Annotated in this window: 21 protein-coding genes, 1 tRNA gene and 1 pseudogene; 8 read left to right on the top strand and 15 right to left on the bottom strand. The window is 53.2% G+C overall.

Annotation, left to right across the window (positions count from 1 at the left end):
• Positions 1 to 8: 8 nt before the first annotated feature.
• Positions 9 to 512 carry a hypothetical protein gene (locus RS584_RS18945; RefSeq protein ID WP_045141952.1) on the bottom strand — a complete coding sequence of 168 codons (504 nt, stop codon included), beginning with the start codon at positions 510 to 512 and terminating at the stop codon, positions 9 to 11.
• Positions 513 to 651: 139 nt separating this feature from the next.
• Between RS584_RS18945 and RS584_RS18950 the strand changes: the two genes are divergently transcribed.
• The 3 genes from RS584_RS18950 to RS584_RS18960 all read left to right on the top strand — a co-directional run bounded on the left by RS584_RS18950 (position 652) and on the right by RS584_RS18960 (position 2,632).
• Positions 652 to 1,041 carry a YdeI family stress tolerance OB fold protein gene (locus RS584_RS18950; RefSeq protein WP_315748458.1) on the top strand — a complete coding sequence of 130 codons (390 nt, stop codon included), beginning with the start codon at positions 652 to 654 and terminating at the stop codon, positions 1,039 to 1,041.
• Between the two features lie 61 nt (positions 1,042 to 1,102).
• A complete protein-coding gene (locus RS584_RS18955; protein ID WP_032649406.1) occupies positions 1,103 to 1,987 on the top strand; it encodes an SDR family oxidoreductase in 885 nt (294 codons plus the stop codon).
• 357 nt (positions 1,988 to 2,344) lie between these two features.
• Complete coding sequence (locus tag RS584_RS18960; protein ID WP_315748459.1) at positions 2,345 to 2,632, top strand: hypothetical protein; 288 nt, start codon at positions 2,345 to 2,347, stop codon at positions 2,630 to 2,632.
• 59 nt (positions 2,633 to 2,691) lie between these two features.
• Here the strand turns inward: RS584_RS18960 and RS584_RS18965 are convergent.
• The 6 genes and pseudogenes from RS584_RS18965 to actS all read right to left on the bottom strand — a co-directional run bounded on the left by RS584_RS18965 (position 2,692) and on the right by actS (position 7,128).
• Positions 2,692 to 3,293: pseudogene (locus RS584_RS18965) on the bottom strand (outer membrane beta-barrel protein).
• A gap of 100 nt (positions 3,294 to 3,393) precedes the next feature.
• Complete coding sequence (locus RS584_RS18970; RefSeq protein WP_315748460.1) at positions 3,394 to 3,525, bottom strand: hypothetical protein; 132 nt, start codon at positions 3,523 to 3,525, stop codon at positions 3,394 to 3,396.
• Between the two features lie 223 nt (positions 3,526 to 3,748).
• Positions 3,749 to 4,417, bottom strand: a complete 669-nt coding sequence (locus RS584_RS18975; protein WP_315748461.1) for an isochorismatase family protein — start codon at positions 4,415 to 4,417, stop codon at positions 3,749 to 3,751.
• A gap of 698 nt (positions 4,418 to 5,115) precedes the next feature.
• Positions 5,116 to 5,685, bottom strand: coding sequence for a hypothetical protein (locus RS584_RS18980; protein WP_080340097.1), 570 nt, complete (start codon positions 5,683 to 5,685; stop codon positions 5,116 to 5,118).
• Positions 5,686 to 6,233: 548 nt separating this feature from the next.
• Positions 6,234 to 6,307, bottom strand: a tRNA-Gly gene (locus RS584_RS18985).
• Between the two features lie 80 nt (positions 6,308 to 6,387).
• Complete coding sequence (gene actS / locus RS584_RS18990; protein WP_022651807.1) at positions 6,388 to 7,128, bottom strand: amidase activator ActS; 741 nt, start codon at positions 7,126 to 7,128, stop codon at positions 6,388 to 6,390.
• A 163-nt stretch (positions 7,129 to 7,291) separates the two neighbouring features.
• Between actS and idi the strand changes: the two genes are divergently transcribed.
• Positions 7,292 to 7,834 carry an isopentenyl-diphosphate Delta-isomerase gene (gene idi, locus RS584_RS18995; protein ID WP_003863454.1) on the top strand — a complete coding sequence of 181 codons (543 nt, stop codon included), beginning with the start codon at positions 7,292 to 7,294 and terminating at the stop codon, positions 7,832 to 7,834.
• 47 nt (positions 7,835 to 7,881) lie between these two features.
• On the opposite strand, the gene lysS is transcribed toward idi, so the two are convergent.
• The 5 genes from lysS to xerD form a co-directional block, all read right to left on the bottom strand.
• Complete coding sequence (lysS, locus tag RS584_RS19000) at positions 7,882 to 9,399, bottom strand: lysine--tRNA ligase (RefSeq protein WP_003863452.1); 1,518 nt, start codon at positions 9,397 to 9,399, stop codon at positions 7,882 to 7,884.
• A gap of 9 nt (positions 9,400 to 9,408) precedes the next feature.
• Positions 9,409 to 10,507, bottom strand: a protein-coding gene (prfB, locus tag RS584_RS19005; protein WP_115438011.1) for a peptide chain release factor 2 whose coding sequence is annotated in 2 segments (ribosomal slippage) — positions 9,409 to 10,431 and positions 10,433 to 10,507 — 1,098 coding nt in all. Because the reading frame shifts where the segments join, the coding sequence is not laid out codon by codon here.
• A 90-nt stretch (positions 10,508 to 10,597) separates the two neighbouring features.
• A complete protein-coding gene (gene recJ, locus RS584_RS19010; protein WP_017382886.1) occupies positions 10,598 to 12,331 on the bottom strand; it encodes a single-stranded-DNA-specific exonuclease RecJ in 1,734 nt (577 codons plus the stop codon).
• A gap of 5 nt (positions 12,332 to 12,336) precedes the next feature.
• Positions 12,337 to 13,050: a bifunctional protein-disulfide isomerase/oxidoreductase DsbC gene (dsbC, locus tag RS584_RS19015; RefSeq protein ID WP_003863443.1), complete on the bottom strand. Its 714-nt coding sequence runs from the start codon at positions 13,048 to 13,050 to the stop codon at positions 12,337 to 12,339.
• Between the two features lie 28 nt (positions 13,051 to 13,078).
• Positions 13,079 to 13,975, bottom strand: a complete 897-nt coding sequence (gene xerD / locus RS584_RS19020) for a site-specific tyrosine recombinase XerD (RefSeq protein WP_003863442.1) — start codon at positions 13,973 to 13,975, stop codon at positions 13,079 to 13,081.
• Between the two features lie 101 nt (positions 13,976 to 14,076).
• Between xerD and fldB the strand changes: the two genes are divergently transcribed.
• The gene (gene fldB, locus RS584_RS19025) at positions 14,077 to 14,598 is read left to right on the top strand and encodes a flavodoxin FldB (protein WP_015571793.1); all 522 of its coding nucleotides are present in this window, start codon (positions 14,077 to 14,079) and stop codon (positions 14,596 to 14,598) included.
• Between the two features lies 1 nt (position 14,599).
• On the opposite strand, the gene RS584_RS19030 is transcribed toward fldB, so the two are convergent.
• Entirely contained in the window at positions 14,600 to 15,010 is a 411-nt protein-coding gene (locus tag RS584_RS19030; RefSeq protein ID WP_017382887.1) for a protein YgfX, read from the bottom strand.
• Positions 14,991 to 15,257 carry an FAD assembly factor SdhE gene (gene sdhE / locus RS584_RS19035; protein ID WP_003863437.1) on the bottom strand — a complete coding sequence of 89 codons (267 nt, stop codon included), beginning with the start codon at positions 15,255 to 15,257 and terminating at the stop codon, positions 14,991 to 14,993. Before sdhE ends, RS584_RS19030 begins: the two co-directional genes overlap by 20 nt.
• 294 nt (positions 15,258 to 15,551) lie before the next feature.
• Between sdhE and ygfZ the strand changes: the two genes are divergently transcribed.
• On the top strand, positions 15,552 to 16,532 hold the full coding sequence (gene ygfZ, locus RS584_RS19040) for a tRNA-modifying protein YgfZ (RefSeq protein ID WP_017382888.1): 981 nt from the start codon (positions 15,552 to 15,554) through the stop codon (positions 16,530 to 16,532).
• A gap of 111 nt (positions 16,533 to 16,643) precedes the next feature.
• Here the strand turns inward: ygfZ and trhA are convergent, their stop codons facing one another.
• Positions 16,644 to 17,303, bottom strand: coding sequence for a PAQR family membrane homeostasis protein TrhA (trhA, locus tag RS584_RS19045; protein WP_003863433.1), 660 nt, complete (start codon positions 17,301 to 17,303; stop codon positions 16,644 to 16,646).
• A 266-nt stretch (positions 17,304 to 17,569) separates the two neighbouring features.
• Between trhA and RS584_RS19050 the strand changes: the two genes are divergently transcribed.
• Positions 17,570 to 18,301 carry a MurR/RpiR family transcriptional regulator gene (locus RS584_RS19050; protein ID WP_015571796.1) on the top strand — a complete coding sequence of 244 codons (732 nt, stop codon included), beginning with the start codon at positions 17,570 to 17,572 and terminating at the stop codon, positions 18,299 to 18,301.
• A 116-nt stretch (positions 18,302 to 18,417) separates the two neighbouring features.
• Positions 18,418 to 19,851 carry a 6-phospho-beta-glucosidase BglA gene (bglA, locus tag RS584_RS19055; protein ID WP_017382891.1) on the top strand — a complete coding sequence of 478 codons (1,434 nt, stop codon included), beginning with the start codon at positions 18,418 to 18,420 and terminating at the stop codon, positions 19,849 to 19,851.
• Positions 19,852 to 19,855: the final 4 nt, after the last annotated feature.

Genomic DNA, 19,855 nt, shown 5'->3' on the forward strand with positions numbered 1-19,855 from the left:
TTTGACTCCTAGGGGTAAATAAACTGCCAGAAACGGATATCTGGCTCGTTGTTTACGCGGATGCTGTTTGTCCACTTCCCTGCTTTTGACGGCGTGATGAATAACAAAACGGTAAATTTATCGGTCTGTTGTAAACGATCGTAGACGAGAAACAGGGTATTCCCCCGGCTGTACATGCTGTCCGGCTGTGGCCAGACGCTGCCGGGCTCATATGCGTCGCTGCTTTCGCTGGTCATGCTGAGGGTATATTTCCCCTCAGACGTCACCGGAAACGTCAGTGCCATCCGCGATTCGGTCTGGCGGCGACCGAAGCGCTCATAGCTCAGGGTCAGGGATTTTGCTTCGTTTGTTTTCTCCACGTCGCTGACCGCGCCGCTGGAAAACAGGCCGGCTATCGCGGCCACGATAATAGCTAACAGCACAATAAAACCCACCTGGCGAAATGCATACTCAAACGTCAGTAAACGGCTACTCTCTTTTATCCCAGGCACTTTTTCATTTTTTGGTTCCATGGCTGTGGTCACCGTTTCGCTTAATTGCCGAAATTTATGATTTTCCTGTGCAAATGCTTTTAAGACTTATCACATTTGCCACATAAAGGAATAGCAACAATACTTAATAAGTCAAGACATCCAAAATGAAGGATATCAGATGAAATTATCAGTGATTTCAGCCTTGTTTATATTAATTATCCCTACTGCATGGGCAGATAATAACGGCGGGTTACAAAAGGGTGATGCGCCGCCACCGCCGCATGCGCTGGACAGCGGTTATCGTGGTACCGATGATGCGCGCATTATGACCATTACTCAGGCGAAAGAGATGCATGATGGCGCCTCTATTTCACTGCGCGGCAATCTTATTGATGGCAATGGCGATAAATACCTATTCCAGGATAAAACCGGTAAAATCGACGTTATTGTCCCGAAAGCCGTATTTGACGGCAGAACCGTGGAACCTGACAACATGATCAGTATTAGCGGCTCGCTCGATAAAAAATCATCCCCACCCGTAGTGCGGGTCAGCCACTTGCAAAAATAATTCAGCGAAGCGTTAACGCTGTAACTATCCATCAAATCTCACCCTTAACAAGGAGTTAGCTATGAGTGATAATGAACAACGTACGAACGCTTACCCAACGCCACCTTTCCCGGAGCAGCCTCAGACGCCACCGGGCCTGGCCTCTGAGATGGAACCCGTACCCGACCACGGTGAGAAGAGCTACAAAGGGCATGGTCGTCTTGCCGGTAAGAAGGCGCTAATTACCGGGGGCGATTCCGGCATAGGACGCGCGGTAGCCATTGCCTATGCCCGCGAAGGGGCAGATGTCGCGATTAACTATTTGCCGGAAGAGGAAGAAGACGCAGCGGAAGTCATCGCCCTGATTAAAGCGGAAGGACGAAATGCCGTCGCGCTTCCGGGCGATGTGCGGGACGAAACTTTTTGTCAGAACCTGGTGGAGCAGGCCGTCTCAAAACTGGGCGGGCTGGATATCCTGGTGAATAATGCAGGCCGCCAGCAGTACCGTGAGTCGCTGGAAGAACTGACCACGGAAGATTTTGACGCGACCTTTAAGACCAACGTCTATGCGCCTTTCTGGATCACAAAGGCGGCGTTGCGCCATATGAAAGCCCCTGCTTCCATCATTAACACCTCCTCCGTTCAGGCGGTTAAACCGAGCGCCGTACTGCTTGACTATGCGCAGACCAAAGCCTGTCTCGCGGTGTTCACCAAAGCGCTGGCGAAACAGCTGGGACCGAAGGGGATCCGCGTGAACGCGGTAGCGCCGGGACCTTACTGGACCGTGCTTCAGCCCAGCGGTGGGCAGCCACAGGAAAAAGTGAAACATTTTGGCGAGAGTACCCCTCTGGGACGCCCGGGACAGCCCGTGGAGATCGCACCGCTGTATGTCACCCTGGCCTCGGATGAGTGTTCATACACCTCCGGGCAGGTGTGGTGTTCAGACGGCGGGGATGGCGTCATCTAACAAAAAGGCTGCGAAAGCAGCCTTTTTTAGATTTAAGGAGCAATAACAGTAAATCTTAAACAGCACACCATTCCCCATGCCACCCGCTTTACTCGCCAACTCCATCATTTAGTCGTTAATATAGAACCAGATATCACGAAGGCTTTTCTTGTACCTAAAGAAATAACGTTTATAAATAAGTTTAACCTTTGATCGCTGCGGCCTTAAGGGATAATGCTGATTCCAGTTATTTCCCCGGAGTGATTCGATGAAGAGCCTGCCGTTCTTTTTCGCTGTATTAACCCTAGCACATTAACAGCCTGTAGTTCTCCTCAACCAGACAATGTTGAAAAAATTAATCATCTGCAAATTCCACTGGTGTTGCCGGGGGAAAAAGCGCCGCAGGTACAGATATCGCATATCGCGTCTCTTTATCAGGAAAATAAACAGCAGGTCGAGACCTTAACGCGCAGCGTAAAATCACAGTATCTACAGGGCACCTCCGCAAAAGAAATTTTTGTTGCGGACAGTGCCGTTCAACGCGTCTATGCCTCACTGACCAAACTGGAACAGTTAGATATGGTTAATCAGCAATACCTGAAAGATAATAATGTCACGGGTCTGCAAAATATTCATATCATTCTTGAACCGTTATTCACCAGCTGAAAATAAAAAACCCGGCAACATAAGCAGCCGGGTTTTTATTAATGGGCATATTACGGGCATCAGTCGTACTGACCAAAGCGATAGCTAAGCCCTGCGGTGACGGAACTCAGGTCGCTGCTCACGCCGATCTGGTTAACATTGCCCACGTTGCTTACCCACTGATACTCCAGGCGGCCCGCCCAGTTTTTATTGAAAGCGTATTCAGTACCCACGGTTGCAAGCGGGCGCACACCTGTTTCAAAGCGATTGTGACCACTTACATCGGATTCAGCACAAGCCGACACGGCCGTAAATATCCCAGTCATTGGTCAGGGCATAACTGGCCTTCAGAGACATTTGCAGGCCCTGCGTCTTCATTTGCGCCCCGGCGCCATGCTGACCTTTAATCTGCATGTTGCCTAAAAAATCATAACCGCCTTCTACCGCAAGCCATGGGGTAATCTGGTAACCCTTATAAACACCCCCGCCGACATTATCATGGTCAAAATCGAAGTGATCGGAATGCGTGTTCTCAAACGCTTTTGCACCCCCTATTGGTATCAAAATAGTGAGACCAGCCGAATTTCGCCCCGCTATACCAGGTGCCCGCATCAGCGGTGGCGAACGCGGAAGTGGCGGTAAATGCATTAGCCATAATCAATGCGATAACTGTCTTTTTCATAAATATACCGTTTACTTGATAAAGTTAAATCTGAGAAAGCAAACGATATAGAAATTTAACGGCAGCGTTAATTCCATTTCTGTTTAACTTTAAACTTCCGCTAGAATGATTCGGGTAAATATCTGACGTCAAGCGCGGTATCTTCAGTGCCGGCTTCATAAAAACAGAGGGCGCTGGCATGGGCGCTGGAGGCGGCAAATAATCCCGCGCACAGGAGGAGTCGTGTTTTCATCTGCGATCCGGGAAATAAAAAATTTGCCGACAGATATAACAGGGGGAATGGCTTGCATAAAAAGAAAGCGGGTTTAATTTTAAATTATGCGCGGTTCAGCCCCTCTTAATATCTATGACAATTCTGCGACGTCAGGAATAAGGCGCCGCTACGTCCTGCACCTGTAATACGCTCAGGTACAGGACGATAAAATCCAGCAACTTTTGTTCAGGTTTATCCGCCCTTACTTATAATTCTCCAGATTGGTTTCCGGGCCCGTTCTGGCAATTTCCTGAGCTTTGCCGAAACTTTCAATCAGGCATTTATATTCCGGACAGACATGCTCTGCCAGGATCTCGGCAAAGCGAGAACCTTCCGCGCGGTTCCAGGTTCTCATTAATTCAGCGACAATGGCAAACGTATCGGTAGGGATCGCCCCCGCCTGAGCCACGCGCGCGATGGTGGTATCGGTCGCGATTTTGGACCAGTTCCCCGAGGCATCCACAACACAGTAAACCTTATACCCCTCCTGGACAGCGCTAACCGCAGGGAACGCCATGCAGACGCTGGTGAGCGTGCCGGCAATAATCAGGGTCTTTCTGCCCGTCTTTTCCACTTCCTTCACAAACGCCGGATTATCCCAGGTATTAATCTGCCCGGTACGCGGAACATACACGGCATGGGGTGCATATTTGTGAATTTCCGGGATGAGCGGGCCATTGGGACCGTCAGGAACAGAGGCCGTGGTGATCACCGGGATATTTAAAAGCGTGGCAACCCTGGCAATCGCTGTCACATAGTTACGAAGGTCTGGTACAGGCACATCACGTACCGTGTTGAATAAGCCACTCTGATGGTCGATGAGTAAAATTACAGCGTCATCAGTATCAATCATACCGTTTGTAGCAGCCATATTTCTTTCCTCATGATTTCTTTTACATTGCCGTCAACTCTCCCGGCTCCGCGATTTTACATGCACCTGGTCAGGGTATAATGCATTGATAAATCATAATGAATAGTAGTCCGATCCGGTCTGAATACCGCATCATTTCAGGACAATTTCTGGCACGGTACGCTGAGCCATCGACGCTGACGGAAAGTCCTCGTGAGGAGAAGAGATCTTTACAATGCCGTTATGCGGCCATTCGTATTCGTTTGGCTGAAGGCAAGCGTTACTCCTCACAGGGATCCCCCTTGTCCTCCCGCATAGATTCAATAAACTCCCGTTGCTCCTCTGTGAGTTCAAGCTCATCCAGCAAGCGATCTAACTCTTCTTCAGGTGATTCCTTTTGGTTCTTTCTCTTCCCGGTAGCCATACTCACCCTTGAGTTATTAGGATTAATCTCAGGGTATCCAGGGTACAGGAAATGTGCAACTTAGCGTGTTATGCCATGGGTGATTCGTTGTTTAGCAGAGGAGGAGCGGACGCAGAACGGAAAAACACTTTGCACGTATCAACCTGCTCACCTGGTAACCAGCGTTCAGCGTTATCCCTATGCGAAAACATTCGATACAGAGGATTCATCGGAAAAACTAGTTGATTGAGGTATTCAACCGTAAAGAAGCCAGGCCCCACATTACCTGAAACCATAATTAATCAGCAGTATTGGCTTATTTATTTTGCACCAATTCACAACGATCCCATTGTTCAGTGCTTCTTGCGATGCGGTCACTAATTGCAAAGTTCTTCAGCGACGGATCATAAGCATAAACTTTGCTTTTATCATCTGCCATCATCAATATCCCCTTAGTTTTCAGCTTTGGCGTGAGCAGGTATGTACCGTCCAGACGGTTTGCTTTGAAGCTATCAACATACAACGTTACCTCAGCCTTACCCAGCACACGCAATGCGCCTATTCTCCCATTCTGTACCGCAGCAATAGCATACTGACAGAGATAAGTTTTCGCAGTTGACGCCGTGTTTTTTCCGCCCCCCTTAGCTGATGGGGAATGTGAAGAAGATTTCGTGGTTGAACTATGAAAAGAAGATGACGGGTAAGAGTAGGAATAATTTTTATATGTAGATGCGGAGCTTGATCCAATCCGGCACGTTTTTCCAACCGCAATGCATGAATTACCGCATGGAATCCCTTTCTTACAGTTCTTTGCGTATGCAGAAGACGACAATCCAGCTAACAGAAATATGCCAATGGTTATCCTAACCAACGAAGACCAGCCCATAAACCACCCTTCTTTTAAGATTTTCCTCCCATGATACCATACTCAAATCAAGGCAATTGAGACCAATAAGCCCGTTGGTGGTAAGACAACGTGCGGAGCCGTTAGGCGACTTCAGCAGGGGTTATGTCAGACAGTGAAGTTTATCAGGATGACCATGTATCCGAAGGAGCGAGGCCGAACCGCTGGCAGAGCCTGCATATCGTTTTTAGGTACGAACACCGCCATAAAACCTGTTTATTCCCTGCAATGTCATCTCGACGTGTGGCATGTGGGAGCATCGGCAAAAAATGCGCTTCACTGTAAGGTTATGAGAATCAATGCCCGGATCAGGCTTTGCGTTCACGTTATGCTATCGCGGTGTGAGGTTGGAACTGCCGCCGTCGAATAGTTATACTCTTACTTCCATAGTAACTATCCGTGACAACTAACAGTGTACCTATTGTTGGTACTTTGTCGTTCAATGATAGAACGATCACGACAACTTATGTTATGTAACTTGTTGAAAGAAAAGCGAGATTTATCGAAGTTTTGCCACAAGGGGAGAAGTCTGGAGCGGGCGAAGGGAATCGAACCCTCGTATAGAGCTTGGGAAGCTCTCGTTCTACCATTGAACTACGCCCGCTTTGAGGTGCGTAAGGCATTATAGACCTTACGCCTCTTCATACAAGCCTTTACCCCACTAAGTGGCGATTAAATAATCACTTAGCACTTCGGCTTACTGCCCTGCGCCGGAAGATAACGCTGCGGATCGATGGCCGTGGCCTTATAGCGGATCTGGAAGTGCAGCTTCACCGTATCCGTCCCGGTACTGCCCATGGTCGCAATCTTCTGCCCCGCCTTCACGTTCTGCCCGTTATTGACCAACATCGTGTCGTTATGCGCATACGCCGTAATGTAGTCCTCACCATGCTTAATCATGATCAGGTTACCGTATCCACGAAGCTGGTTACCGACATAGACCACCTTCCCGGCCCCTGAAGCGTAAACCGGAGTGCCGCGTGCAGCAGCGATATCAATACCTTTATTGCCACCTTCCGAGAGCGAGTACGGCGCAACCACTTTTCCGCTTGCAGGCCAGATCCAGCAGCGCTGACCAACCGGCGGCCAGGATGATTTAGGCACCTGATAGGATGGTGTGACTTTGGCTGTTTTACGCGTTGAGGACTTTTTCCCTGAGGAGGAACCGCCGTTAACCTTGAGCTTCTGCCCTACCTCAATAGTATACGGTGGAGAGATGTTATTCAGGCGCGCCAGCTCCTTCACGCTGGTTCCCGTGGCGCGTGAGATGCGGTAGAGCGTGTCCCCGCGCTTAACGGTATAGACTGCACCGGAATAACTGCCCATATCCGAAGATTTACTCCCCGAGCATCCTGCTACAAGTAGCGTCAGCGTCAGGCAGAAAACGGCAATGATCGGGTTTCTCGTCAGGCTTCCTGCAAACAAAACAGCTCCTCGGTCAGCGTGAATGGCGCACTATGATAGCAGCCCAAACTGATGCGGGTCATGCCCTTTTCCGCTCTGTGGGCCAAACCGTTCGCATAAGAATGCAGTATAATAATTCCGCTGATGGTGCTGAACCATTAAGCATTTTGGCACTGGAGCATCAATGAGTATTCAAGAACACGTTATTTTGGTAAATGACCAGGGAAAAGTGATTGGCACTCAGGAGAAGTACGCCGCGCACACGTCACACACCCCGCTACACCTGGCCTTCTCTTCATGGCTGTTTAACGCTAACGGAGAATGTCTGATCACCCGGCGCGCCTTAAGTAAAAAAGCCTGGCCCGGCGTATGGACCAACTCCGTTTGCGGTCATCCACAGGCCGACGAAGCGACAGAGCAGGCGATTATCCGCCGCTGCCGCTTTGAAGTCGGCGCCGAAATCACAGACATCACCCCCATTGCCCCGGAGTTCCGCTACCGTGAAGCCGACCCGTCAGGGATCGTTGAAAACGAAATCTGCCCGGTCTATGCCGCCCGCGTAACGAATACCCTCGCCATCAATGACGATGAAGTGATGGAGTATCAGTGGGTGGAGCTGGACGCGCTATTCCGCGCGCTGGACGCCACACCGTGGGCATTTAGCCCGTGGATGGTGCAGGAAGCGAACACCGCGCGTGAAAAACTCAGCGCCTTCGCGGCGCAATAAAAAAGCCCCTGCGATAAACGCACGGGGCTTTTTTACGTCTTAACGGCTTATTTCACCGGACGCATCGCCGGGAACAGGATCACGTCGCGGATGGTGTGGCTGTTGGTGAACAGCATCACCATACGGTCGATACCAATACCCAGGCCAGCCGTCGGCGGCAGGCCGTGCTCCAGCGCGGTCACGTAGTCTTCGTCGAAGAACATCGCTTCGTCGTCGCCTGCCGCTTTCGCGTTAACCTGATCCTGGAAGCGCTGCGCCTGATCTTCTGCATCGTTCAGCTCGCTAAAGCCGTTACCGATCTCGCGGCCACCGATGAAGAATTCGAAGCGGTCAGTGATTTCCGGGTTCTCGTCATTACGACGCGCCAGCGGAGACACTTCCGCCGGGTATTCAGTGATGAAGGTCGGCTGAATCAGGTGCGCTTCGGCCACTTCCTCGAAGATCTCGGTCACGATACGGCCCAGACCCCAGCTCTTCTCAACCTTGATACCGATGCTTTCAGCGATCGCTTTCGCAGAGTCGAAGTTGTCCAGATCCGCCATGTTGGTTTCCGGACGGTATTTCTTGATCGCTTCGCGCATGGTCAGTTTTTCGAACGGCTTGCCGAAGTCGAACACCTCTTCACCGTAAGGCACCTGGGTGGTGCCCAGAATGTCCTGCGCCAGGGTGCGGAACAGGGATTCAGTCAGCTCGATCAGATCTTTGTAATCCGCATACGCCATATAGAGTTCCATCATGGTGAACTCTGGGTTATGACGTACGGAGATACCTTCGTTACGGAAGTTACGGTTGATCTCAAACACACGGTCGAAACCGCCGACCACCAGACGCTTCAGATACAGTTCCGGCGCGATACGCAGGTACATGTCCAGGTCCAGGGCGTTGTGATGGGTGATGAACGGACGGGCAGAGGCACCGCCTGGGATCACCTGCATCATCGGGGTTTCTACTTCCATAAAGTCGCGGTTAACCATGAACTGGCGAATACCGGCCATGATCTGGGAGCGAATTTTGAAGGTCTTACGGGATTCATCGTTAGAGATGAGATCCAGGTAACGCTGACGATAGCGCGCTTCCTGATCCTGCAAACCGTGGAACTTGTCCGGCAGCGGGCGCAGGGCTTTGGTCAGCAGACGCAGTTCGGTGCAGTGGATAGACAGTTCACCGGTCTTGGTTTTGAACAGTTTACCTTTAGCGCCCAGGATATCGCCGAGGTCCCACTTTTTGAACTGCTCGTTGTAGATGCCTTCCGGCAGGTCGTCACGAGAGACGTACAGCTGAATGCGGCCGCCAACGTCCTGTAAGGTCACGAAGGACGCTTTACCCATGATACGACGGGTCATCATGCGGCCCGCCACGGACACTTCAACGTTCAGCGCTTCCAGCTCTTCGTTCTCTTTACCGTCGAAGTCTGCGTGCAGTTGGTCTGAGGTGTGGTCACGACGAAAATCGTTCGGGAACGGCACGCCCTGCTCGCGCAGCGCTGCCAGCTTCTCGCGGCGGGTTTTCAGTTCGTTGTTAAGATCGACTACCGCGTCAGCGCCCTGTGCTTGTTGTTCAGACATGTTGGTTCCTCATAACCCTGCTTTCAAACTTGCTTCGATAAATTGGTCCAGGCTGCCGTCCAGCACCGCCTGCGTGTTGCGGGTTTCAACCCCGGTACGCAGGTCTTTGATGCGGGAGTCATCAAGGACGTAAGAACGGATCTGGCTGCCCCAGCCGATATCGGACTTGTTGTCTTCCATCGCCTGCTTCTCAGCATTTTTCTTCTGCATCTCCAGCTCATAAAGCTTCGCTTTCATCTGCTTCATGGCCTGGTCTTTGTTCTTATGCTGGGAACGGTCGTTCTGGCACTGTGTTACCAGCCCGGTTGGAATGTGGGTAATACGCACCGCAGATTCCGTACGGTTAACATGCTGACCACCCGCGCCGGATGCGCGGTAAACGTCGATACGCAGGTCCGCCGGGTTGATGTCGATATCGATATCTTCATCCACTTCCGGGTAGACAAACGCGGAGCTGAAGGAGGTGTGACGACGGCCGCCGGAATCGAACGGGCTCTTACGCACCAGGCGGTGAACGCCGGTCTCGGTACGCAGCCAGCCGTAAGCGTAATCGCCAATAATCTTGATGGTGACGGATTTGATACCCGCCACTTCACCTTCGGACTCTTCGATAATCTCGGTTTTGAAACCGCGCGCTTCCGCCCAGCGCAGGTACATGCGCATCAGCATGCTCGCCCAGTCCTGCGCTTCGGTACCGCCAGAACCTGCCTGAATATCGAGATAGCAGTCAGCACTATCGTATTCGCCGGAGAACATGCGACGGAATTCCAGCTGCGCCAGCTTCTCTTCCAGCACGTTGAGCTCTGCCACGGCTTCGTTAAAGGTTTCTTCGTCGTCGGCTTCGACAGCCAGCTCCAGCAGCCCAGAAACATCTTCCAGACCCTGCGCCATTTGATCCAGCGTATCTACGATGGCTTCGAGGGAGGAACGCTCTTTACCCAGCGCCTGAGCGCGCTCAGGTTCGTTCCAGACGTCCGGCTGTTCCAGCTCGGCGTTTACTTCTTCGAGACGCTCTTTCTTGGCATCGTAGTCAAAGATACCCCCTAAGAACGTCAGAGCGCTCCGTGAGGTCCTGAATGCGGTTTTTTACCGGATTAATTTCAAACATGGTCTGTTTTCTTTTATGAGCTTGTCAAAATGCGGTGATAAGAGCGGGATTGTACCGAATCCACGCCCTTTTTTATAGAGATTACTGACGCTAAATTGGCCAGATATTGTCGATGATGATCTGAAGGGAGCGGTTACCGCGGAACTCGTTAATATCCAGCTTATAGGCCAGCTCAACCTCGCGCACGCCGTTGTCCGGCCAGATGGAGGTATCAACGTTAAAGGCGATGCCGTCGAGCAGCGGTCCGCCGCCGACCGGTTCCACCATCACTTTGAGATGGCGTTCGCCCACGATGCGCTGTTGCAGCAAACGAAAACGTCCGTCGAAAAGCGGCTCCGGGAACATCTGCCCCCACGGGCCGGCATCGCGCAGCATCTGCGCCACCTCCATGGTCATTTCAGCCGGTGAAAGCTCACCGTCAGAAACCACTTCACCCTGCAACAGAGCCGGATCGATCCACTCGGTGACCAGTTCGCCAAACAGACGCTGGAATTCGTCGAACTTCGCCTCTTCCAGCGACAGGCCTGCCGCCATCGCGTGACCGCCGAACTTAATCATCAGGTTCGGATGCAGCGTATCCAGACGCTCCAGCGCATCGCGCATATGCAGACCCTGAATGGAACGACCGGAGCCTTTCAGCGTGCCGTCCCCGGCGGGGGCGAACGCGATCACCGGGCGGTGGAAACGCTCTTTAATGCGCGACGCCAGAATGCCCACCACGCCCTGGTGCCATTCGGGGTGATACATCGCCAGCCCGCCCGGCAGGGTGTCGCCGCTGCGCTCCAGCTTTTCGCACAGGGTCAGCGCTTCGGCCTGCATGCCCTGCTCAATCTCTTTACGGGTCTGGTTGAGTGCGTCCAGCTCACTGGCCAGCACGCGCGCTTCGCCGATGTTGTCGCACAGCAGCAGCGCAACGCCAACCGACATATCATCCAGCCGCCCCGCCGCGTTCAGGCGCGGGCCGAGGGCAAAGCCTAAATCGCTTGCCGCAAGCTTCAGCGGATCGCGGTTGGCAATTTCCAGCAGCGCCTTAATCCCCGGACGGCATTTACCTGCCCGAATGCGGCTTAAGCCCTGCCAGGTGAGAATACGGTTATTGGTATCGAGCGGCACCACGTCCGCCACGGTTCCCAGCGCCACCAGATCGAGATACTCCGCGAGGTTCGGCACGGCAATCCCGCGCGATTCGAACCAGCCCTTATCTCGCAGCAACGTGCGTAACGCCAGCATCAGATAAAACGCCACCCCTACTCCGGCCAGCGATTTCGACGGGAAATCGCAGTCGCGCAGGTTCGGGTTAATGATGGCTTCGGCGGCAGGCAGGGTTTCTCCTGGCAGGTGGTGATCGGTGACCAGTACCGGGATCCCCAGCGCATGGGCATGATCGACCCCCGCATGAGAAGAGATCCCGTTATCCACGGTCATGATCATCTGTGCGCCACGGGCATGGGCCTGATCGACCACTTCCGGGCTGAGGCCGTAGCCGTCTTCAAACCGGTTCGGCACCAGGTAAGTCACGTTATCGCAGCCCAGCGCACGCAGGCTGAGCACGCTCAGCGCGGTACTGGTTGCGCCGTCGGCATCGAAATCGCCCACCACGACAATCCGCGTGCCTTCCCGGAACGCGTCGTAGAGCATTTCAGTCGCTTTTTCGATGCCACTCAGCGCTTGCCAGGGCAGCATGCCTTTGACGCTGCGCTCAAGATCGCTTGCCGTACGCACGCCACGGCTGGCGTACAGCCGCTTTAACAGCAGCGGAAGCGTGTCTGGTAAATCCGCGGTTTCACCCGCATCGCGGCGGCGCAGTTTTATCGGGGCTTTCACGCGAATTATTTACCACCCATCTGTTTCTGGTGCTCGTCGAGGAACGCTTTCATCTCTTTTGGCCCCTGGTAGCCCGGCACCACGTAGCCGTTGCTCAGCACAATGGCTGGCGTACCGCTCACGCCAAACTGTACGCCCAGCGCGTAGTGGTTAGCGATGTCGATATCGCAGGACGCGGGCTTCACGCCTTTGCCGTTCATCGCGTCATCAAAGGCCTTGTTGCGGTCTTTCGCACACCAGATCGCTTTCATATCCTGCTCAGGCTGGCTCTGCACGCCGGCGCGTGGGAAAGCCAGGTAACGCACGGTAATGCCCAGCGCGTTGTAGTCTTTCATCTCTTCATGCAGCTTGTGGCAGTAGCCGCAGGTGATGTCGGTGAAGACGGTAATAACGTGCTTTTCCTGCGCCGCCTTGTAGACAATCATCTCTTTTTCGAGCGCGTTCAGGTTTTTCATCAGCAGCTGGTTAGTGACGTTCACCGGCTGCGCGCCGCTCACGTCGTACATAGGCCCCTGAATGATGTGTTTGCCGTCTTCGGTCACGTACAGCACGCCGCTGTTGGTCAGCACCGTTTTCATGCCAGCCACCGGCGCTGGCTGGATCTCGCTGCTGGCGACGCCGAGTTTCGTCAGAGACTGTTTAATGGCGGCATCGTCCGCATGGGCAAAACCGGAAACCGAAGCTGCCAGCAGGGTGAACAGCGCTAAAGACTTTTTCATATTTGTTCCTGTAACAATTCGTCGGCACTCACGCGCGAGGGTGGTGCTGTTGGTGTAGCTGCCGCAGGCGTTCCGTCGCGACATGGGTGTATATTTGCGTCGTTGAAAGATCGCTGTGTCCAAGCAACATCTGCACCACGCGTAAATCAGCGCCGTGGTTTAACAGATGCGTCGCGAAGGCGTGACGCAAAACGTGCGGCGACAGCTTCTCACTGTCAATACCCGCCAGTGTGGCGTAATGTTTAATGCGATGCCAGAACGTTTGTCGCGTCATCTGCTGCGCGCGCTGGCTCGGGAACAATACATCTATGGAGACGCCGTTCAGCAGCCACGGGCGCCCGTGTTCCAGATACGTCTCCAGCCAGTAGACCGCCTCTTCACCCAGCGGCACCAGCCGTTCTTTGTTCCCTTTACCGATAACGCGCACCACGCCCTGACGCAGGCTGATATCGCTCATCGTCAGGCCCACCAGCTCGGAAACGCGCAAACCCGTGGCATACAATAGTTCAAGCATGGCTTTATCGCGTAACTCCAGCGGAAGGTCAACTGCGGGCGACTGTAATAATCTCTCAACTTGTGCTTCGCTGAGATCTTTTGGCAGCCGCTGAGGCAGTTTAGGCGATGCCAGCAGTGCGCTGGGGTCATCCGCGCGGATCTTCTCGCGGTACAGGTGCTGGAACAGGCGGCGCATGGCGCTCAGCAGACGTGCGGAGCTGGTGGCTTTGTACCCCCCTTCCATCCGCTCAGCCAGTAACCCTTGCAGGTCATCGCTTTGCGCGCTTTCAAGCGTCAGCCCACGATGCGCCAGCCACTCGACCAGCAGCGTGAGATCCCGACGATAGGCGCTGAGCGTATTTTCAGCGAGGTTTTTCTCCAGCCACAGCGCGTCGAGAAACTGTTCGATGAGTGCGAGATCCTTTTCCACATCAGCCCCTTTGGTTCTGCAATCTGGCCATTATGCCTGAATGCCATCGGTTTCTGGTACACTACGCGCAAAGTCATAGCAAGAATTGAGATAGTTACGCGATGAATATTGGTCTGTTCTATGGTTCCAGCACCTGCTACACCGAAATGGCGGCGGAGAAAATTCGTGACATCATTGGCCCGGAACTGGTGACGCTGCATAACCTGAAAGATGACGCGGTTGCCTTGATGGAGCAGTACGATGTGCTCATTCTGGGTATCCCTACCTGGGACTTTGGTGAGATTCAGGAAGACTGGGAAGCCATCTGGGATCAGCTCGATTCAGTCAATTTTGAAGGCAAAATCATTGCGATGTACGGCATGGGCGACCAGTTGGGCTACGGGGAGTGGTTCCTTGACGCACTCGGCATGCTGCACGACAAACTGGCGCCAAAGGGCGCGACCTTTATCGGCTACTGGCCTACGGAAGGCTATGAGTTCACCAGTCAAAAACCGATTATTGCCGACGGTCAGCTGTTTGTCGGGCTCGCGCTGGATGAAACCAACCAGTACGATCTTAGCGACGAGCGCCTCCAGAGCTGGTGCGAGCAGATTCTGGGTGAGATGGCCGAGCAATTCAGCTGATTTACTCCTGCGTCGGCTGTTGCACGATCAACCGGCGCAGATCTCGCCACTCCGCGGGATCCATACTGTCTGCGGCCAGCCACAGGTGCTGGCGACGGTTATCCTCGACCCGACGCAGCCGTAGCATCATCCCGGTGTTAAGCATCCACGGCGTCCCCATCATCTCCCACTCTTTTCCCTGCCAGCGCAGGCGAGAATCCATCAGCAGCTTAATTTCACCCTGACGGGCGTTGATTCGACGCTGGCTGCGCACGCTGTCAAACACCACAAACGACAGCAATAGCAACCACAGAGGGGTATAGCTAAGCGGCCACGGCACCAATAACACCAGTGCCGCCACCAGCCCGTGGAGCAGTAAGGACATCCACTGTGAGCGCCACGAGACGCGAAGATCAGATTGCCACAGGACCACGTTCCTGATTCCGTGTTTGAATTAATTGCACCATCCGTTGCAACTCGGTGTCGGCGGGCTTGCCGTGATTCATCAGCCAGTTGAATAAATCCGGATCGTCAGACTCAAGCAGACGGACAAACAGGCGCTTATCGTCATCGCTTAAGCTGTCGTACTCATACTCGAAGAAAGGCATGATGGAGATATCAAGTTCACGCATGCCGCGACGGCACGCCCAGTGAATACGGGCCTTGTTGTTAATATCCATGTTCTGTTTCCTGCATTACGTTTGGCACAGTCGGTATCCCGTTTGGTATTCATTATTGCTCTCCGGGAACACCTGCTAGTGTAACGTGTTTTTGACCGTTTCTTTACTGGAATATTGCGAACCTCGAGCAGGCTCCCTGAATAATCCTTATAAAGACAGCGGATTACACTATTTTGCGTAGCGCCACGCATAACCGCGTAATGGCACGAATGGCCTGCTGAAAGCGCTTGCATTGAATACAGTCTCTTTTACCATTAGGTATTATCAAAGCGTTAAGCAATTCAGGACATCACTATGGCATTTACACCATTTTCTCCTCGCCAGCCCGCCGCCTCTGCGCGTCTGCCGCTGACGCTGATTACTCTTGATGACTGGGCACTGGCGACACTGACCGGTGCGGACAGTGAAAAATACCTGCAAGGCCAGGTCACGGCGGACGTGGCGCAGTTGACTGAGCACCAGCATCTGCTGGCCGCGCATTGCGATCCAAAAGGCAAAATGTGGAGCAACCTGCGTCTGTTCCGCCGTCAGGACGGATTCGCCTTTATTGAGCGCCGCAGCCTGCGGGACGCCCAGCTTAAAGAGCTGAAAAAATACGCGGTCTTTTCTAAAGTCACCATCGCCCCGGACGATGAACACGTTCTGCTGGGGGTCGCGGGTTTCCAGGCGCGTGCAGCGCTGAAAAACCTGTTTGCCCAGCTGCCGGATGCGGAAAAACAGCTGGTCAGCGAGGGAGCGACCTCCATTCTGTGGTTCGAACACCCGGCGGAGCGCTTCCTGCTGGTAACCGACGAAGCAACGGCGGAACGCGTCACTGACGCCCTGCGCGGTGAAGCACAGCTCAACAACAGCCAGCAGTGGCTGGCGCTGAACATCGAAGCGGGCCTGCCGGTGATTGACGCGGCAAACAGCGCGCAGTTTATCCCGCAGGCGACAAACATCCAGGCGCTGGGTGGTATCAGCTTTAAGAAGGGCTGCTACACCGGTCAGGAAATGGTGGCGCGTGCGAAATTCCGCGGCGCGAACAAACGCGCCCTGTGGACGCTGGCTGGTCACGCCAGCCGTGTGCCGGAAGCGGGTGAAGATCTTGAGATGAAGATGGGCGAAAACTGGCGCCGTACCGGCACCGTGTTAGCCGCCGTCCAGCTCGATGATGGCCGCCTGCTGGTGCAGGTTGTCATGAATAATGATATGGAGCCCGACAGCGTGTTCCGCGTGCGGGATGATGCAAACACGCTCAGCATTGAGCCGCTGCCGTATTCTCTGGAAGATTGATGCTGTATCGCCCGGTGGCGCTGCGCTTACCGGGCCTACGGTGTTGATATTCTCCCTCTCCCTGTGGGAGAGGGTCGGGGTGAGGGCATCAGACCGCACCTTACAAAAAAACTACACCTGCCCAACATACAGATAAATTGCCAGGAAGTGGCACACGCTGCCGCCCAGCACAAACCCGTGCCAGATGGCATGGTTGTACGGAATACGCTTGCAGACGTAGAAAATCACGCCCAGCGAGTAGACCACCCCGCCCACCGCCAGAAGCGTCACGCCCCCCACCGCCAGCTTAATGGCTAACTGATACACCACAATCAGCGACAGCCAGCCCATTGTCAGATAGGTAACCAGCGACAACACTTTAAACCGGTGCGCAATGGTCAGCTTAAACAGGATCCCCAGCAGCGCCAGGCTCCAGATCACAATCATCAGGCCACGCGACAGCGGTGAGTTGAGCCCCACCAGCAAAAACGGCGTATAGGTACCCGCAATAAGAAGATAGATAGCGCAGTGGTCAAATTTCTTGAGCCATATCTTCGCCCGTTGATGCGGAATAGCGTGATACAGCGTTGAGGCCAGGAAAAGCAGGATCATACTCCCGCCATACAGACTGTAGCTGGTAATGGCCATCGCGCTGGCGTTGGTATCCACTGCCTGTACCAGCAATAACACTAAGCCGACAATCCCAAAAACCAGGCCAATGCCGTGGCTTATACTGTTGGCTACTTCCTCAGCCAGCGAATATCCCTGTGCGATTAATGGTCTGCTCACCATACTTAACTCCGGGAAAACAAAAGATGATTATTCATCGCCAGCCTATGCTAACTGAGAATGATTCCAGTGAACACCTGTTAGCTAAAATAAATCTACATTCAAGATTTATCCTTATAAATCAGCATAATGTAAAAACAATCCACCGCACAGGTGTAAATGATTTCATTAACATCTAAGTAATCAAGGAGATAAATCCGTCTCCCGCCCTTCGTCATCATGGTATGCTTCAGGAATAGTGTCCGACAGCGAGTTTAGCCATTGTGAGTATGTTCAGCCATTCCGCCATTGCCAGCCTCAACAATCTGGAAATGATGGTCTACAACTATGTCATTAAGAACCGCGATAAAGTGATGTACATGACCATCCGCGAGCTGGCGGATGCGGCGGGCGTTTCCACTACCACTATCCTGCGCTTCTGCCGCAAGCTCAACTGCGATGGTTACTCGGAATTTCGGGTGCGCTTTAAACTCTATCTGGAGCAGAACGAGCCGCAGCAGGCGAATTTTGGTGCCAGTGAAATCATCAGCTTCTTTAAAAGCGTAAATAACGAAGAGTTTGATGCGCTATTAGATAACGCGGTCGATATTATTTTATCATCTGAACGAATTATTTTTGTCGGTGCGGGCACCTCCGGATCGCTGGCAAAATATGGCGCACGTTTCTTTTCAAATATCGGGAAATTCAGTAACCATATCGACGATCCTTATTTCCCGGTCACTAACGACATGGCTAAAAATGCGCTGGCTATTGTACTCTCCGTCTCCGGCGAAACCGAGGAGATCCTGCGCTTCGCCAGCCAGTTCAGCCTGCACCACTGCAAGGTGCTCTCAGTCACCAGCCACGAACATTCACGTCTCGCAAAGCTGGCGGACTTTAACCTCTCCTGGCATGTCCCGCAAACTCGCATTGGCGGCGTTTACGATATCACCACGCAAATTCCCGTCATCTATATTCTGGAATCATTAGGCCGGAAACTGGCGAAGAAATTAACAGAATAAAACATCCTGTTTTTTTGATGTGACAAATTACAATTTCCGCAAAATGTTATATCGTGACATTTAATTCCGCTTTGCTAGACTCGAAATCAATAAGTCCTGAATTGAGAATAGCAAAGATGAAAAAACTCACCTTACCGAAAGATTTTTTATGGGGCGGCGCGGTGGCGGCGCACCAGGTTGAAGGCGGCTGGAACAAAGGCGGCAAAGGGCCAAGCATCTGCGACGTGCTCACCGGCGGCGCACACGGCGTTCCGCGAGAAATCACGCAGGAAGTGATTGAAGGCAAATATTACCCGAACCACGAAGCCGTCGACTTCTACGGCCATTACAAAGAAGACATCAGGCTGTTTGCCGAGATGGGCTTCAAATGTTTCCGTACCTCCATCGCCTGGACGCGCATCTTCCCGAAAGGCGACGAAACTCAGCCAAACGAAGAGGGGCTGAAGTTTTACGACGACATGTTCGATGAACTGCTGAAGTACAACATCGAGCCGGTTATCACCCTCTCCCACTTTGAAATGCCGCTGCACCTCGTTCAGGAATATGGCGGATGGACCAACCGTAAAGTGGTCGATTTCTTTGTGCGCTTCTCGGAAGTGGTATTTGAGCGCTACAAAAATAAGGTCAAATACTGGATGACCTTCAACGAAATCAACAATCAGCGCAACTGGCGTGCGCCGCTGTTCGGCTACTGCTGCTCTGGCGTGGTCTATACCGAGCACGACAACCCGGAAGAGACCATGTACCAGGTGCTGCATCACCAGTTCGTGGCCAGCGCGCTGGCGGTGAAAGCCGCACGCCGCATTAACCCGGAAATGAAAGTCGGCTGCATGCTGGCGATGGTGGCGCTCTATCCGTACTCCTGCAAGCCAGAAGATGTCATGTTCGCTCAGGAATCCATGCGCGAGCGCTACGTCTTTACCGACGTACAGCTGCGCGGCTACTACCCGTCTTACGTGCTGAACGAGTGGGAACGCCGTGGCTTCTCCATCAAAATGGAAGCGGGCGACGAGCAGATCCTGCGTGAAGGCACCTGCGATTACTTAGGTTTCAGCTACTACATGACCAACGCGGTTAAAGCGGAAGGCGGTACCGGTGACGCCATTTCCGGCTTCGAGGGCAGCGTGCCGAACCCACACGTCAAGGCGTCCGACTGGGGCTGGCAGATTGATCCGGTAGGCCTGCGCTATTCGCTGTGTGAACTGTACGAACGTTATCAGAAGCCGCTGTTTATCGTGGAAAATGGTTTCGGCGCCTACGACACCGTGGAAGAGGACGGCAGCATCAACGATGACTATCGCATCGACTACCTGCGCGCCCACGTGGAAGAGATGATGAAGGCGGTGACCTGGGATGGCGTGGATCTGATGGGCTACACGCCGTGGGGCTGCATCGACTGCGTCTCCTTCACCACCGGCCAGTACAGTAAGCGCTACGGCTTTATCTATGTCAACAAGCACGACGACGGTACCGGTGACATGTCCCGCTCCCGTAAGAAGAGCTTCGAGTGGTATAAAACCGTCATTGCCAGCAACGGCGAAACGCTGTAATGGC

Source organism: Enterobacter sp. DTU_2021_1002640_1_SI_PRY_ASU_LCPMC_013, from assembly GCF_032389435.1.
GTDB lineage: Bacteria > Pseudomonadota > Gammaproteobacteria > Enterobacterales > Enterobacteriaceae > Enterobacter > Enterobacter hormaechei_C.